16 protein-coding genes are annotated in these 15,388 nt (G+C 56.6%); all 16 read right to left on the bottom strand.

The window, feature by feature from the left end; all coding sequences use genetic code 11:
- Positions 1-4 precede the first annotated feature (4 nt).
- Complete coding sequence (locus ETC05_RS07520) at positions 5-1,564, bottom strand: NADH-quinone oxidoreductase subunit M (RefSeq protein WP_031406687.1); 1,560 nt, start codon at positions 1,562-1,564, stop codon at positions 5-7.
- On the bottom strand, positions 1,561-3,414 hold the full coding sequence (gene nuoL / locus ETC05_RS07515; protein WP_171660721.1) for an NADH-quinone oxidoreductase subunit L: 1,854 nt from the start codon (positions 3,412-3,414) through the stop codon (positions 1,561-1,563). Before nuoL ends, ETC05_RS07520 begins: the two co-directional genes overlap by 4 nt.
- Positions 3,415-3,431: 17 nt before the next feature.
- The gene (gene nuoK, locus ETC05_RS07510) at positions 3,432-3,737 is read right to left on the bottom strand and encodes an NADH-quinone oxidoreductase subunit NuoK (protein ID WP_011232815.1); all 306 of its coding nucleotides are present in this window, start codon (positions 3,735-3,737) and stop codon (positions 3,432-3,434) included.
- Positions 3,734-4,255: an NADH-quinone oxidoreductase subunit J gene (locus tag ETC05_RS07505; RefSeq protein WP_011232816.1), complete on the bottom strand. Its 522-nt coding sequence runs from the start codon at positions 4,253-4,255 to the stop codon at positions 3,734-3,736. The genes nuoK and ETC05_RS07505 overlap by 4 nt, the downstream gene beginning before the upstream one ends.
- Positions 4,252-4,671, bottom strand: coding sequence for an NADH-quinone oxidoreductase subunit NuoI (gene nuoI / locus ETC05_RS07500; RefSeq protein ID WP_013146600.1), 420 nt, complete (start codon positions 4,669-4,671; stop codon positions 4,252-4,254). Before nuoI ends, ETC05_RS07505 begins: the two co-directional genes overlap by 4 nt.
- Positions 4,672-4,920: 249 nt before the next feature.
- Positions 4,921-5,922 (bottom strand): NADH-quinone oxidoreductase subunit NuoH, encoded by a 1,002-nt coding sequence (gene nuoH, locus ETC05_RS07495; RefSeq protein WP_011232819.1) that lies wholly within the window; start codon positions 5,920-5,922, stop codon positions 4,921-4,923.
- Complete coding sequence (locus tag ETC05_RS07490; protein WP_014196947.1) at positions 5,919-7,019, bottom strand: NADH-quinone oxidoreductase subunit D; 1,101 nt, start codon at positions 7,017-7,019, stop codon at positions 5,919-5,921. Before ETC05_RS07490 ends, nuoH begins: the two co-directional genes overlap by 4 nt.
- 3 nt (positions 7,020-7,022) lie before the next feature.
- Positions 7,023-8,357 carry an NADH-quinone oxidoreductase subunit C gene (locus ETC05_RS07485; RefSeq protein WP_483299794.1) on the bottom strand — a complete coding sequence of 445 codons (1,335 nt, stop codon included), beginning with the start codon at positions 8,355-8,357 and terminating at the stop codon, positions 7,023-7,025.
- Positions 8,358-8,729: 372 nt separating this feature from the next.
- The gene (locus ETC05_RS07480; protein ID WP_011232822.1) at positions 8,730-9,242 is read right to left on the bottom strand and encodes a NuoB/complex I 20 kDa subunit family protein; all 513 of its coding nucleotides are present in this window, start codon (positions 9,240-9,242) and stop codon (positions 8,730-8,732) included.
- Entirely contained in the window at positions 9,233-9,601 is a 369-nt protein-coding gene (locus tag ETC05_RS07475) for an NADH-quinone oxidoreductase subunit A (protein ID WP_011232823.1), read from the bottom strand. Before ETC05_RS07475 ends, ETC05_RS07480 begins: the two co-directional genes overlap by 10 nt.
- A 273-nt stretch (positions 9,602-9,874) precedes the next feature.
- A complete protein-coding gene (locus ETC05_RS07470; protein WP_011232824.1) occupies positions 9,875-10,276 on the bottom strand; it encodes a F0F1 ATP synthase subunit epsilon in 402 nt (133 codons plus the stop codon).
- 22 nt (positions 10,277-10,298) lie between these two features.
- Positions 10,299-11,720, bottom strand: coding sequence for a F0F1 ATP synthase subunit beta (gene atpD, locus ETC05_RS07465; protein WP_171660719.1), 1,422 nt, complete (start codon positions 11,718-11,720; stop codon positions 10,299-10,301).
- 27 nt (positions 11,721-11,747) lie between these two features.
- Positions 11,748-12,605, bottom strand: a complete 858-nt coding sequence (gene atpG, locus ETC05_RS07460; protein WP_011232826.1) for an ATP synthase F1 subunit gamma — start codon at positions 12,603-12,605, stop codon at positions 11,748-11,750.
- Positions 12,606-12,672: 67 nt separating this feature from the next.
- Positions 12,673-14,181 (bottom strand): F0F1 ATP synthase subunit alpha, encoded by a 1,509-nt coding sequence (gene atpA / locus ETC05_RS07455; protein WP_011232827.1) that lies wholly within the window; start codon positions 14,179-14,181, stop codon positions 12,673-12,675.
- A 24-nt stretch (positions 14,182-14,205) separates the two neighbouring features.
- Entirely contained in the window at positions 14,206-14,742 is a 537-nt protein-coding gene (locus ETC05_RS07450; protein ID WP_011232828.1) for a F0F1 ATP synthase subunit delta, read from the bottom strand.
- Positions 14,739-15,272, bottom strand: a complete 534-nt coding sequence (locus tag ETC05_RS07445) for a F0F1 ATP synthase subunit B (RefSeq protein WP_171660741.1) — start codon at positions 15,270-15,272, stop codon at positions 14,739-14,741. The genes ETC05_RS07450 and ETC05_RS07445 overlap by 4 nt, the downstream gene beginning before the upstream one ends.
- Positions 15,273-15,388 lie beyond the last annotated feature (116 nt).

The following is a 15,388-nucleotide window of genomic DNA, read 5'->3' as shown; positions in this document are numbered from 1 at the left end:
GTGATCACCCTCCTAGCCCGTTCATCATCGTCTCTACGACGGCTGTAAGCGGCGCGGCCAATAGCTGCGGATAGACGCCAACGGCCACGATCAACGCGACGAGGATGAACGCCGGCACTGCTTCTTTCCCTCGCAAGTCGACGGCAGCCTGATGCACCTCGATCGCCTCCGCCGTCGATCTTGGATTCATGACCGCCCCTCGACGGTCGCGGCCGAATGTGATGTCAAGAACAGCCTTGAGCGAGTAAGCCGCAGCTAAGATCAACCCAAGCGCCCCTACGGCGGCGAGGACCGGCTTCGTTTGAAACAGCCCGAGAAACGACGTGAATTCACCGACAAACCCCGCCATGCCCGGCAAGCCGAGCAAGGCGAGCGCTGCTGTAAGCAAATACCCGGAAAAGAGCGGCATCGCTTTCGTCAGTCCGCCAAGCCGGTTGAGATCCGTCGTTCCCGTTCGCCCGGCGAGCACGCCGACAAGCAAAAACGACAAAGCCGAAATGAGCCCGTGTGCGATCGATTGCAGGACCGCTCCTTGAATACCGGCCTCATTCAACGCGCCGAGTCCGATGAGCACAACCCCCATATGCGATACGCTCGAGTAGGCGAGCACGCGCTTCAGTTCGCGTTGGCGAAGCGCCAACAGCGCGCCGTACAACACGTTGATGACGCCAAATAGAGCGAGAACGCCGGCAAACGAGCGGAACTCGCCCGGAAACAAGCCGACCCCGAAGCGAATCATCGCATATGCCGCAATTTTCAATAGCACCCCGGCGTGAAGCATGACAACCGGCGGCGGCGCTTCAACGTGAACGCGGATGAGCCAACGATGGAACGGAAAGGCTGGCAGCTTGATCGCAAACGCCAGCAGCAGCCCCCCCAGCAGCCAGCGACGCCCCTCTTCCGAAAGCGGCGCAATCCACTGCCCTTGGGCAACGGGATTATGTAACATCTCATGGAGCAAGGCAAAGTTCGCTGTTCCCGCGCGGGCGACCAACACCGCGATCACGACAAGCAGTAAGGCCGAACCAAGACCGTTGTACAACAAGTAGCTGTACGCCGCCCGCTCGCGCTCAAATCCGCCCCACTTGCCGACAAGCAAAAACATGGCAACCAACGTCACTTCTAAAAAGAGGAAAAACCAAACGAAATTGGCGGCGGAAAATACGCCGAGCATACCAATCTCGAGCGCCAGCAGCCAAAGAAAATACCCTTTTTTCTCCGTTTTGACAAGCACCGACGCCAAAGCGGCCAACGTCGACAACACCGCAGTCAAAACGATAAAAACAAGCGACAGCCCATCGATGCCAAGCTCATAACGGATGACGTACGCCGCGTCCGTCAAAAATGGCAGGTCAGCAAGCCGCACCCAGTCCCGCGCTTCATCGAGCTGCTCGAGGCGAAACCCACGCCCGGACTGGATGAAAGCAAACAGCGCCAAAATGAGCGATGGTACGGTGGCGGCCGTTCCGAGCCATTGAATCATTCGTTCATCCGTTTTGCGGACAAACATCAACAACACGATGCCTAACAGCGGTGAAAAGACGAGCAGTGATAAAAACATCATAGCCAGTACCCCCCTGTTAAGGCGAAGATGACGACCAAAATCGCCAATCCGGCCACCGTCACCGCCCCATATGTCTGCGCCTGCCCGTTTTGCCCACGCGACCCAGCCGAGGCAGCCGCGCCGACGATGCCGGCCGCAAGCCGGGCGATCCCTTCAACAAGGAAGCGGTCGACATACACCAACAAACGGCTGATGAGCGACACGAGCGCCACAACTGTCAAACGGTAGATGTCATCGATATAGTAGTGGCGGCGCAACAGCTCATCAACATACGGAACGCGCGCGGACAGCCAATCGCGCGGCACCTTCCGCGCCCCATACATGAGCCAGGCGAGGAGAATCCCGGCAAGCGAGACGATTGCCGCCGCCACAGCAATCCATCCCGGCGCCGCTTCATGACGATACGCTCCATCCGTCAACCATTCCCCAAGGAACGGGCCAAACCACGGCGTTTGCACGTACCCCGCCACGATCGACAACACGCCGAGCACAAGCATAGGACCAACCATGGATGCCGGCGCTTCATGCACCTCTTCATCACGGCGCGCTTTTCCGGCAAAGACGAGGAAAAAGAGACGGAACATATAAAACGACGTCAGCAGCGCGGCAGCGACCGCGAGCCAAAAGAGAGGGCGCGGCCCGTTCGTCCAAGCGGCAGCCAAAATTTCGTCCTTGCTGAAAAAGCCGGAGAATAGCGGAACCCCGCTGATCGACAGCGCTCCAATCAAAAACAGCGGCGCGGTCCACGGCAACCGCCGCCAAAGTCCGCCCATTTCCTCGATGTTTTGGGTATGGACGGCATGAATGACGCTCCCGGCGGCCAAAAAGAGGAGCGCCTTAAAGAACGCATGCGTCGTCAAATGGAAGATGGCCGCGACATAGCTGCCGGCGCCAAGCGCCAACATCATATAACCGAGCTGGCTGATCGTCGAATACGCGAGGACGCGCTTAATGTCCGTCTGCACCAAGCCGATCGTCGCGGCGAAAATCGCCGTCACCCCGCCGATCGTCGCCACAGTCATCATGGCTGCATGGCTTGCCTCATACAGCGGAAACAATGCCGCCACAAGGTACACACCGGCCGCCACCATCGTCGCAGCGTGGATGAGCGCCGACACCGGCGTCGGGCCTTCCATCGCGTCTGGAAGCCATGTATGGAGCGGAAATTGCCCCGATTTGCCGATGGCGCCGATGAAAATCAAGATCGCCGCGAGCGTCGTCATCCCCGGCGACAGCGTCCCGTCGCCGACGGCGCGGAAAATGTCGTCGTAATCAAAGCTGTGCGTTTGCCAAAAGAGCAACATCATGCCGATGAAAAAGCCAACGTCGCCGATGCGCGTCATGATGAACGCTTTTTTCGCCGCCGCTTTTGCTTCTTCCTTATAGAAGTAAAAACCGATCAGCAAAAACGATCCAAGCCCGACGAGCTCCCAAAAGATGTACGCCTGCAGCAAATTCGGCGACAGCACAAGACCGAGCATCGCAAACGTAAACAGGCCCAAATACGCGTAAAAGGTGGAAAACCGTTCATCGCCAGCCATGTACCCTTGCGAATACACATGGACGAGCCAGCTGACGAGTGCGACGACGACGAGCATCCAAGCGTTTAGGGCGGTGGCGGAAATCCCGACCGTCAACGTCACGCCGCCTATCGTCATCCATGTCCAGTTTGCCTCATACGTCGACCCGCCGAGGCGGTCCACAAGCACCGCGAGCGCCAAAAGCAGCGACAAGAACGCCGCGGCGATGCCGACATAGGCGCTTGCTTGTTTCCATCTCCGTCCGAACAGCAGCAACAGAATGAACGAACCAAGCGGGAACAGCGGCACGACCCAAGCTAGGTTCATCATCGTTCCCATCCCCTTCTCTAATGTTTCAACGAATTGGCTTCATCGACTTGAACCGTCTTCCGGCTGCGGTAAAAAGCGATGAGCGCAGCTAAGCCGACGGCTGCTTCCGCCGCCGCCACGGCGATCGCAAACAGCGCGAACACATGCCCGTGAACGCTGGGATGGGCGCCGTATTTGGCAAACGCGACGAAGTTGATGTTGACCGCATTCAACATCAGCTCAATGCAGATGAGCACAATGACCGTATTCCTCTTCGTGAGCGCCCCGTACAGCCCGATGCAAAACAAGATCAGCGCCAACGCTAAATAGGCCGATAATGTCATTCGTCTTCCGCCCCCTTGCCGTCTTTTTTCGCCAACACGATCGCGCCAATTAAGGCGACAAGCAAAATGACAGACACGATTTCAAACGGAATCGTATAATACGAGTAAAGCAACTTGCCGATCGCCTTAGCGTTGTCGCCCGCCAGCGCGCTGCCGTCAGCGCCGAAGTCGAGCTGGCGGATGCCGAAGTAGACGGCAAGGCCGAAGGCGATGACGGAGAGGGCGGCAACCGCTTTATGCCAGACGCCGCCGGTGGTTTGGCGCTCCCTTTCGTCTGTGTGATGGCGCGTCAGCATGATCGCAAACAGCATGATGATCGTGATGGCTCCGGAATAGATGAGCACTTGCACAACAGCGACAAATTCGGCGGACAACAGCACGTACAGCCCGGCAATGCCCAAAAATGTCATGACGAGGGCGATGACCATATGGACGACGTTCGTCAGCTGGAGCATCGTCACTCCCCCGGCAATCGCCGCGAGGGCGAGCAAGAAAAAGGCGATGTCCGTTCCGCTCACGGCTTATTCTCCCTTCTTATGTTCGTATCGTTTTCATCAAGCCAGGCCAAATCTTTATACAGAGCGTCGCGGCTGTATTCCGCGAGCTCAAAGTTGTTCGTCATGACAATCGCTTCCGTTGGGCATACTTCCGTGCACAAATCACATAAAATGCAAATTTCAAAGTTGATGTTGTACGTCTCAATCACTTTCCCTTTTTTCGTCGGATCGGGATGTTTTTTCCCGGTCAGCTGGATGCATTCGGTCGGGCAAATGTTGACACACTGGTTGCACACGATGCATTTTTCGGGATAAAATTTCTGGATGCCCCGAAACCGATCCGGGAGCGGGAGCGGTTCGTGCGGGTAATCGTACGTCACTTTTTCGCGCGTCAACTCTTTTAACGTATACGCCAATCCTTTCATCAACCCTATCATCCGTCTACCCCTCTCATGGGAAAAGTGGCGTTCCGACACGACCTCTGCCCGAAGGAGGAGGCCATGCTCATGGGCGGCTGCCCCCTTCCTGGCAAGACAAGTTGCTTTGTTTCTTTAGAGGACTGGCGAAAAACGACCGATTTCGCCGAATCCGTTGCTTTTGGTTGAAAGAGAGGCGTTGATTTTACAGGACTTCTCAATTTGAGAAAAGTCCGTTTTTCGCGACTTTTCACTAAATCACCGGCTTTTTTAGAAAAACCACGCTTTAACGACCGCCGTCAGCACAATGTTGACGAGCGAAAGCGGAAGCAGCACTTTCCAGGCGAACTCCATCAGCTGGTCGGCGCGCACGCGCGGAAATGTGGCGCGAAACCAAATGAGGACGAAAACAACCGCACAAAACTTCAGCGCAAACCAGACCGCGCCAGGAATCCAGCCGAGAAAGGCGACCGGATGCCAGCCGCCGAGAAACAAAATCGTCACAAGCGCCGCCATGGCGAACAAATACACATACTCGGCGAGCATAAAGAACGCCCAACGGAATCCGGAATATTCGACATGAAAGCCGGCGACCAACTCGGACTCCGCCTCCGGCAAGTCAAACGGCGTCCGGTTCAACTCGGCCACCGCGGCAATGAGGAAAATCAAAAACGCCAACGGCTGGGCGAAAATGAACCAGACGTCTTTTTGCGCCGCAACGATGTCGACTAAATTCATGCTTCCAGCCAAAAGCACGACGCCAAGCGCTGACATGACGAGCGGAATCTCATAGGAAATCATTTGCGCGGCTGCCCGCATGCCGCCAAGCAGAGCGTATTTGTTGTTTGACGCCCAGCCGCCGGCGACAACGCCGACGGTCGTCAAGCCGGAGACAGCGATATAATACAGAAGGCCGACGCCAATATCGGCGAACCGGAACGCATCGGTAAACGGCAATACCGCCAACACCATAAACGACGGCACAAAGGCGATGATCGGCGCCAGCACGTAGAGCGGACGGTCGGCCGCTTTCGGGATCGTATCCTCTTTCAAAAGCAGCTTCAACACATCGGCAACGGTTTGCAGCAGTCCGAAGCGGCCGCCGACTTGGTTCGGGCCGATGCGCCCTTGCATAAACCCCATCACTTTCCGTTCGGCCAAAATGCCGTATGTGACAAAGGCGAGCACAACCGCCAAAAGCAGCGCCCCAAGCCCGAAAAACAGGGCGATGTTCGACCAGCCAGGCGTGGATTCAAGCCATTGTTCCATCATCCGTCGACCTCCCCAAGCACAATGTCAATCGACCCAAGAATGGCGATGACATTGGCCAAGTTTTCCCCTTTGAGCAGCTTCGGGAGTATTTGCAAGTTGTAAAACGATGGGCGCCGGAATTTGAGGCGGTACGGCTCTTTTTTGCCGTCGCTCGCAATATAGCAGCCGATCTCGCCGCGCGGCGCTTCGATGCGGACAAATGTCTCACCCGGCGGCGCTTTAATGATGCGGGGCACTTTTCCCATGATCGGCCCCTCAGGCGGAAATTGCTCGCACGCCTGCTCGATGATGCGGAGCGACTGTTCGATTTCCGCCATCCGGCATTCATAGCGGGCGAGGCAATCGCCGCCCTCGCGCACCGGCACGTCAAAATCAAAGCGGTCATAGATCGAATACGGTTCATCTTTGCGCAAATCCCATTTGACGCCGGTCGACCGCAAGTTGACGCCGCTCAGCGAATAGCTGATCGCCTCTTCTTTCGTATACCGCCCGACGCCGGTGACGCGCTGGCGGAAAATTTCATTGCCGGTGACAAGCTCATGATAGCCGTGAAGTTTCTCCCGCATGTACGGAACGAACTGCTTCACTTTGTCAATCCAACCGTCCGGCGCATCCCATTTGACCCCGCCGATGCGCATATAGTTGAACGTCAACCGCGCTCCAGACAGCTCATTTAATAGATTAATAATCATTTCGCGTTCGCGGAACGCGTACAAAAACGGGCTCGTCGCGCCAAGGTCAAGCAAGTACGTCCCCCACCAGACAAGGTGGCTGGCGATCCGCCCAAGCTCCATGGCGAGAACGCGCAAATATTCGGCCCGCTCCGGCACTTCAATGCCCATCATCGTTTCGACCGCATGGCAAAGCACATAGTTGTTCGTCATCGCTGATAAATAGTCCATCCGGTCGGTGTACGGGATGATTTGCGTATATTGCAGCCCTTCGGCAATTTTCTCCGTTCCGCGATGCAAATAGCCGATGACCGGTGTCGCTTCTTGAATGATCTCGCCGTCAATTTTTAAAATGAGGCGGAACACCCCGTGCGTGCTCGGGTGTTGAGGGCCGACGTTTAAAATCATTTCTTCTGTGCGCAGCATCATCTACACCTCCGCATCATACGGCTCGTAATCTTTGCGCAACGGATGCCCGACCCATTGCTCCCCTAGGAAGATGCGGATTAAGTTCGGGTGGCCGCGGAAACGGATGCCAAGCAAATCGTACGCTTCGCACTCCGGCCAGTTCGCCCCCGGCCAAAGCGGAACGAGCGAATCGACTTCCGGGTTGTCGCGCTCGATTTTGACTTTCAGCGCCACCGGCTGCCGGTTTGGATAGGAATACAAATGGACGTACACTTCCATATGCGTTTGAAAATCGGTGCCGTGCAGCTCGGATAAATAATCAAACCGAAGCTGTTCATGGCCTTTCAACAACTCGGCGACTTTGTAGTACGCCTCTTTTTTCACGACAAGCGTCGGCACATCTTTCGCCAGCCGGTTGATGTATGCATCCTCGAGCACGTCCGAACCGAGATGCTCATGAATGATGCGGACATATTTCTCAAGCAGCGGATCGTTCGGCGACGGAGCGGCATACCGTCCGGTTCCTCCGTCAGTTTCTTCGGCCTTTGTCCGGGCGGCCGCTGCCGCTTTTTGTTTCGCCCCCTCATCGCCAGCGCCGCCTTGTTGCTTCGCCAAGGCCGCCGCCCGCGCTTTTGCCGCGGCCGCAGCTTTCGCTTTCGCCGCGGCGGCCGCTTTTTGCTTGGCTAGCTCGTCATCGTCGCCCGACGCTTCAGCGGCTTTTTGTTTGGCTAATGCAGCAGCTCTCGCCTTCGCGGCCGCAGCTGCCTTTTTCTTCGCCAACTCAAGATCATCCTCCGCACCGCTTTCCGCCGCCTCGCGCTGTCTCCGCAGTTCCGCCGCCCTCGCCCGCGCTTCCTCTGCCGCCTTTCTCTTCGCCGCCTCGAGGTCGCCTTCGGTCGCCGCACCAGACGCAGCGGCCTCGCGCTGTCTCCGCAGCTCCGCCGCCTTCGCCCGCGCTTCCTCCGCCGCCTTTCTCTTCGCCGCCTCGAGGTCGCCTTCGGTCGCCGCACCAGACGCAGCGGCCTCGCGCTGTCTTCGCAGCTCCGCCGCCTTCGCCCGCGCTTCCTCCGCCGCCTTTCTCTTCGCCGCCTCGAGGTCGCCTTCGGTCGCCGCACCAGACGCAGCGGCCTCGCGCTGTCTCCGCAGTTCCGCCGCCCTCGCCCGCGCTTCCTCCGCCGCCTTTCTCTTCGCCGCCTCGAGGTCGCCTTCGGTCGCCGCACCAGACGCAGCGGCCTCGCGCTGTCTTCGCAGCTCCGCCGCCCTCGCCCGCGCTTCCTCCGCCGCCTTTCTCTTCGCCGCCTCGAGGTCGCCTTCGGTCGCGCCGCCTGTCGCGGCTGCTTCCCGCTGTCTTCGCAGCTCCGCCGCCCTCGCCCGCGCTTCCTCCGCCGCCTTTCTCTTCGCCGCCTCGAGGTCGCCTTCGGTCGCGCCGCCTGTCGCGGCTGCTTCCCGCTGTCTTCGCAGTTCGGCGGCCCTCTCCCGCGCTTCCTCGGCTGCTCGTTTTTTCGCCAATGCAAGATCGTCGGCCGATGCCGGTTCCGTTGCCTCTCCCTTCGTTGTTTCGAGCTGGCTGCCATTCGAATTCGGGGGCGTTTTCAAACTGCCCGTTTCGGCGGCTGACTTGGCCTGTTCATCTGCCTGCCTAGCCGCGAGCCGTTCGCGCGCCAGCTGTTTTGCCCGCTCAGCGGCTTCTTTTTTTCGCTGGGCCAAATCTTTTTCTTCATCCATCGGTTACAGCACCTTCTTCCCCGTTTTGGCTTCCAGTCGGATTTTTTCTTTTAATTTATGAATACCGTAGATGAGCGCTGCCGGGTTCGGCGGACAGCCTGGTATGTACACGTCCACCGGGACAATTTGGTCGACGCCTTTGACGACGCTGTACGATTTGACGTACGGGCCGCCGGCTGTCGCACACGAACCCATGGCGATGACCCATTTCGGTTCGGGCATTTGGTCATACAACCGGCGCAAGAGCGGCGCCATTTTTTTCGTCACCGTGCCCGAGACAATCATGACGTCCGCCTGCCGCGGCGAGGCGCGGAAAAACGAACCGAACCGGTCGAGGTCGTAATGGGCGCCGCCGACCGCCATCATCTCGATAGCGCAACAGGCAAGGCCGAACGTCAACGGCCAAAGCGAACTGCTTCGGGCCCATCCTTTCAACTGTTCCAACGTCGTCAAAAAGACGTTTCGCTTCACTTCTTCCATTTCGACGCCAGAAAAACCCTCCCATTTCACATCCATCGTAACACCTTCTTTTTCCAAGCATAGATAAGGCCAATGGCAAGCAAAACGATGAAAATGATCATTTCCACCAACGCGAACAAACCGAGTTGGTCATAGACAACAGCCCACGGGTACAAAAACACCGTCTCGATATCGAAAATGACAAACAGCAAGGCAAATAGGTAGTACCGAACTTGGAACTGAACGCGCGAGTCGTGAAAGGGATTGTTACCGCTTTCATACGTTGTCGCCTTTGCATCACTCGGCACGTGCGGCCGCAGCCACCGCCCGGCCGTGAGCGCCCCGATCGGCAGCAACACACCGAGGCAAAGGAAGACGAAGATGATCAAATAACTGTTTGCATAGATGTTGCTCAACCAGCTCGCCCCCTTCCGGTTTACTACATACGTATGGTGTTAATGATGAAATTTTTCAATAATTCCTTCGATTTCATTATAACATTTATATCCAGCCGTGTCAGCAAAACTTCAAGTTAACACTGTCAACACTGTATCCATTCATGTAAGCGCTTCATCTTTGTTGAAACGACGGAATGCGAGGAACGAAAAAAGAGAGAGCGTTTGCCTCTCTCCTTGACGGACGATTCTTCTGTTTTCATCAAAAAAAGCAGGGGAGTTTTCCCCTGCTTTTTACTTCATTTCCGCAACACTCAAACGGTTCATGGCGCGTTTTAACGCCAGTTCAGCCCGCTTGAAGTCGATGTCATCCTGCTGGCTTTGCAGGCGGCGCTCCGCCCGCTCTTTCGCCGCTTTGGCGCGGAGGACGTCAATGTCCTCCGCCCGTTCAGCAGCTTGAGCCAAAATCGTCACTTTGTCCGGGCGGACTTCCAAAAAGCCGCCGCTGACGGCAATGTATTGCGTTTTGCCGCCTTTTTTCAGCCGGGCCGCGCTGATCTCGAGCGGGGCGACAAGCGGAATGTGCCCCGGCAAAATGCCGAGCTCGCCGCTTTTCGCTTTGACGCTGACCATCTCAACATCGTCTTCGTACACCGGGCCATCAGGAGTAACGACGCTCACGTGGATCGTTTTCATTGTCCAATCCCCCTATCCCGGGTCACACTTCGACACCCATCGCTTTCGCTTTTTCAACGACTTCTTCAATGCGGCCGACTAAGCGGAACGCCTCTTCCGGAAGGTGGTCATATTTGCCTTCCAAAATTTCTTTGAAACCGCGTACGGTTTCCTTAACCGGCACGTACGAACCCGGTTGGCCCGTGAATTGTTCCGCCACATGGAAGTTTTGCGACAAGAAGAACTGAATGCGGCGGGCGCGATGAACGACGAGTTTGTCTTCATCCGACAGTTCATCCATCCCCAAGATGGCGATGATGTCTTGCAATTCTTTATAACGTTGCAGCGTTTGCTGCACTTTGCGGGCGACTTGGTAGTGCTCCTCGCCGACGATTTCCGGCGCCAACGCACGCGATGTCGAAGCGAGCGGGTCAACGGCCGGATAAATCCCCATCTCCGCGAGCTTCCGCTCCAGGTTCGTCGTCGCATCCAAGTGCGAGAACGTCGTGGCCGGAGCCGGGTCCGTATAGTCGTCGGCCGGGACGTAAATCGCTTGAATCGAGGTGATCGATCCTTTCGCCGTCGACGTGATCCGCTCTTGCAATTGACCCATCTCCGTCGCCAATGTCGGTTGGTAACCAACGGCCGACGGCATGCGGCCTAACAGCGCCGACACTTCCGAACCGGCCTGCGTGAAACGGAAGATGTTATCGATAAAGAGCAACACGTCTTGGCCTTGTTCATCACGGAAGTATTCGGCCATCGTCAAGCCGGTCAAGGCGACGCGCATCCGCGCCCCCGGCGGCTCATTCATTTGTCCGAACACCATGGCCGTTTTGCTGATGACGCCGGAATCTTTCATCTCATGGTACAAGTCGTTTCCTTCGCGCGTCCGTTCGCCGACGCCAGCAAAGACGGAAATCCCGCCGTGCTCTTGGGCGATGTTGTGGATCAGCTCTTGAATCAAGACCGTTTTTCCTACGCCAGCGCCGCCGAACAAACCGATTTTTCCGCCTTTAATATACGGGGCAAGCAAGTCAACGACTTTAATCCCCGTTTCCAAAATTTCGACTTCCGTCGCCAATTCCTCGAATTTTGGCGCCGGACGGTGAATCGGGTCGCGGCGGGCGTCAGCCGGAATGTCGCCTTCCAAGTCGATCGGCTCGCCCAAGACGTTGAACACGCGGCCAAGCGTGACTTCGCCGACCGGCACCGAAATCGGTGCACCGGTATCGATGACTTCCATGCCGCGGATGAGGCCGTCTGTGGACGCCATCGCGATCGTCCGTACTGTATCATCGCCAAGGTGCAAGGCGACTTCCAATGTCAAGTCGATGTCGACTTCGTTTTCGTTGCGCGCTTTATGTTGAATTTTCAGGGCGTTGTAGATCGCCGGCAAGTGGCCGTTCTCAAACTTGACGTCTACAACCGGACCCATGACTTGGATAACGCGTCCTCTTGTCATCGTTTTCCCTCCTAACTTGCTAGTCCCCTATTGCAAGGCGTTTGCTCCGGCGACAATTTCCGTAATTTCTTGCGTAATCGCCGCTTGGCGAGCGCGGTTGTAGGAAAGCGTCAATGTGCGAATGAGCTCGTTCGCATTGTCCGTTGCGTTCTTCATCGCCGTCATGCGGGCGGCGTGTTCGCTTGCTTTTGCATCGAGCAATGCGCCGTAAATGAGGCTTTCCGCATACTGCGGCAATAAGACGTCCAAAATTTCTTCTTGCGACGGTTCAAATTCGTACACCGTGCGCTGCTTATTCTCCGCCAAGTCAGTGAGCGGCAGAAGCTTCCGTTCCGTCACCTCTTGCTGGATCGCGCTCACGTAATGGTTGTAATACATATACAGCTCGTCAAACGTACCGTCGGCGAATAACCCAACCGTTTTGCGGGCGATTTCTTTAATATCGGCAAACGACGGCTGGTCCGGCAAGCGGGTGATGTCGAGAATGACCGGCATGTTCCGCTTGCGGAAAAAGCTCAACCCGACGCGGCCGATGACGATGATCGCATATTCGTCCGGAGAAGCATGGCGTTTTTGGATCGTTTGGTACACGAGGCGCAGCACGTTGCTGTTGTACGCGCCAGCCAGACCGCGATCCGACGTGATCACGAGATACCCGGTTTTTTTCACCGGGCGCGAAACGAGCATCGGATGCGAAGCCCCCCCGGCGCCAAGCGCCACATTAGCCACGACTTCTTGAATTTTCTCCATATATGGAACGAACGATTTCGCGTTTTGCTCCGCTCGGTTCAGCTTCGACGTCGAGACCATTTCCATCGCTTTTGTAATTTGGCTTGTCTTCTTCGTCGCATTGATGCGCGTTTTAATATCGCGTAACGATGCCAAAGGTTTCACCACCTTTTTGCTGCACGGGTTCTAACAGGCGTGAGGGGGCGATATGCCCCCGCCGGCCTTATTGTGAAACGACAAACGTTTTCTTGAACGCTTCGATCGCTTTATTGAGATCGTCTTCGTTCGGAAGATCTTTCGTCGTGCGGATGTGCTCAAGCAAGTGTTGGCCGTTTTGGTCGAGCCACAAGTAAAACTCTTTCTCGAAACGGCGCACATCTTCAACCGGAATGTCGTCCAAAAAGCCGCGCGTCAATGCATAGATGATCAACACTTGTTTTTCGACCGGAATCGGCTGATGCAAATCTTGCTTCAGCACTTCGACCGTGCGCGCCCCGCGGGCGAGCTTCGCTTGCGTCGCCTTGTCGAGGTCGGAGCCGAATTGGGCGAACGCCTCCAGCTCACGGTAAGCGGCCAAGTCCAAACGGAGCGTCCCGGCTACTTTTTTCATCGCTTTGATTTGCGCTGCCCCACCGACGCGCGAAACGGACAACCCTGCGTTGATCGCTGGGCGGACGCCGGAGAAGAACAAGTCCGATTGCAAGAAAATTTGCCCGTCCGTAATCGAGATGACGTTCGTCGGAATGTACGCGGAAATATCGCCCGCTTGCGTTTCGACGAACGGAAGCGCGGTCAAGGAACCGCCGCCTTTGGCATCGCTCAATTTCGCTGCGCGCTCAAGCAGGCGGGAGTGCAAGTAGAAAATATCCCCCGGATACGCTTCACGGCCCGGCGGACGGCGAAGCAAGAGCGACAATTCACGGTATGCCGCGGCTTGTTTCGATAAATCGTCATAGACCACTAACACGTGTTGGCCTTTATACATGAAATACTCGCCCATCGCCACACCGGCATACGGCGCCAAGAACAAAAGCGGAGCCGGCTGCGACGCCGAAGCGGTGACGACGATCGTATAGTCGAGCGCGCCGTGTTTGCGGAGCGTTTCGACAACGGTGCGGACCGTCGATTCTTTTTGCCCGATGGCGACATAAATACAAATCATGTTTTGGTCTTTTTGGTTGATGATCGTGTCAATGGCGACGGACGTTTTCCCCGTTTGCCGGTCGCCGATGATGAGTTCGCGCTGGCCGCGGCCGATCGGCACGAGCGCGTCGATCGCTTTAATCCCGGTTTGCAGCGGCTCATGCACCGATCTCCGGTCCATAACGCCCGGCGCCGGGCTCTCGATCGGGCGCGTTTCCGTCGTTTCCACCGGCCCTAATCCGTCAACAGGCTGACCGAGTGGGTTGACGACGCGGCCGATGAGCGCTTCCCCAACGGGCACTTCCATGATCCGGCCCGTACGGCGCACTTCGTCCCCTTCTTTAATGCCGGTGTACGGTCCTAAAATAACGATACCGACGTTGTTTTCTTCCAAGTTCAACGCCATGCCCATCACGCCGTTGGCAAACTCGACGAGCTCGCCGGACATGACGTTATCGAGCCCATGAGCGCGCGCGATCCCGTCGCCGACTTGGATGACGGTGCCGACGTCGCTCACTTGGATTTGCGATTCATAGTTTTCAATCTGCTGCTTAATGAGCGCGCTGATTTCTTCCGCTCGAATGCTCATGCCTTTCACCCCTGTCTTCAAATGTTAGCCGATCAGCTGCCGCCGAATCCGTTCAAGCTGCCCGCTGACGCTGCCGTCGTAAATGCGGTTGCCGATGCGCAGCTTCACGCCGCCGATGAGTTCCGGATCAATGATATTTTCAATCTCAAGCGTCTGTTTGCCGACTTTTTGGGCAAAGACGTCGGAAAGCGCCCGCAGTTCTTCGTCCGTCAACGGCCGCGCCGAATAGGCGACCGCCTTGGCGATGCCACGCGCATCGTCGACTAGGGCGAGAAACTGTTCCGCCAGCTCGGGCACAAGGCCGAAGCGATGGCGCTCCAGAAGAAGGAGAAGCGTGTTTTGCACCGGGGTGGACACACCGGCGAACGCTTCGCGGATGAGCGCTTTTTTCTGATCCAAGGAAAGTTTCGGATACGAAAGAAGCGATAAAAACTCGCCGTTTTCCGCCAACGCCTGGCGCACGGCGCGAACATCTTCTTCGATTCGATCAAGCTGTCCTTGTTCGAGCGCGATTTGGAACAAAGCGGACGCGTACCGTTTGGCGATCACTTCTTGGTTCATCGCGCTCCTCCTGCCTCTTGAACGTCTTTGATGTACGCTTCGATCAGCTTGCGTTGATCTTGCTCGGTCAGCTCTTTTTCAATCACTTTTGAGGCGATCAAGACAGACAACGAGGCCACTTGTTCGCGGAGCGCGGCCATCGCCTGTTCTTTTTCACGCTCGATTTCTTTTTTCGCCGCTTCTTTCACCCGTTCCGCTTCCGCACGGGCCGAGGCGACAATTTGTTCTTTCTGCTCTTCAGCCAGCTTGCGCGCGTTTTCAATGAGCGCTTGCGCTTCTTGGCGCGACTGCTTCATCAGTTCGCGCTGTTCTTCAAGAAGTTTTTCTGCTTCTTGACGGCGTTTTTCCGCCTGGTCGATTTCGTTCGCGATATGTTCTTCACGTTGTTTCATGATATTCATTAACGGCTGCCAAGCGAATTTGCGCAACAAGGCCAGCAAAATGATGAACATCAGCAATTGGTAAATAATCGTGCCGCCGCTGATGCCATGCGCCGCTTCGCCGAGCACCCATACGTTTGCCTTCCACAACACCGCGTTTCACTCCTTTCGACAGCTATCGCACCGACGCGATCTCGCAAAACCGCACATAAAGGAATGGCGAAGGTGGTCGTTGACACGAACTTCGCCATCACTTTCCATATCGA

Origin of the sequence: Geobacillus sp. BMUD (assembly GCF_013096845.1) — a bacterium.
GTDB lineage: Bacteria > Bacillota > Bacilli > Bacillales > Anoxybacillaceae > Geobacillus > Geobacillus vulcani.
The sequence above is the reverse complement of the archived record's forward strand: the minus strand, read 5'-3'. Positions and strand labels throughout refer to the sequence as shown.

Excerpts from the sequence above, each read along its gene's own strand:
- ETC05_RS07520 (WP_031406687.1), bottom strand. The coding sequence starts at position 1,564 with ATGATGTTTTTATCACTGCTCGTCTTTTCACCGCTGTTAGGCATCGTG.
- nuoL (WP_171660721.1), bottom strand. The coding sequence starts at position 3,414 with ATGATGAACCTAGCTTGGGTCGTGCCGCTGTTCCCGCTTGGTTCGTTC.
- nuoK (WP_011232815.1), bottom strand. The coding sequence starts at position 3,737 with ATGACATTATCGGCCTATTTAGCGTTGGCGCTGATCTTGTTTTGCATC.
- nuoI (WP_013146600.1), bottom strand. The coding sequence starts at position 4,671 with ATGATAGGGTTGATGAAAGGATTGGCGTATACGTTAAAAGAGTTGACG.
- nuoH (WP_011232819.1), bottom strand. The coding sequence starts at position 5,922 with ATGATGGAACAATGGCTTGAATCCACGCCTGGCTGGTCGAACATCGCC.
- ETC05_RS07490 (WP_014196947.1), bottom strand. The coding sequence starts at position 7,019 with ATGCTGCGCACAGAAGAAATGATTTTAAACGTCGGCCCTCAACACCCG.
- ETC05_RS07480 (WP_011232822.1), bottom strand. The coding sequence starts at position 9,242 with ATGGATGTGAAATGGGAGGGTTTTTCTGGCGTCGAAATGGAAGAAGTG.
- ETC05_RS07470 (WP_011232824.1), bottom strand. The coding sequence starts at position 10,276 with ATGAAAACGATCCACGTGAGCGTCGTTACTCCTGATGGCCCGGTGTAC.
- atpD (WP_171660719.1), bottom strand. The coding sequence starts at position 11,720 with ATGACAAGAGGACGCGTTATCCAAGTCATGGGTCCGGTTGTAGACGTC.
- atpA (WP_011232827.1), bottom strand. The coding sequence starts at position 14,181 with ATGAGCATTCGAGCGGAAGAAATCAGCGCGCTCATTAAGCAGCAGATT.
- ETC05_RS07450 (WP_011232828.1), bottom strand. The coding sequence starts at position 14,742 with ATGAACCAAGAAGTGATCGCCAAACGGTACGCGTCCGCTTTGTTCCAA.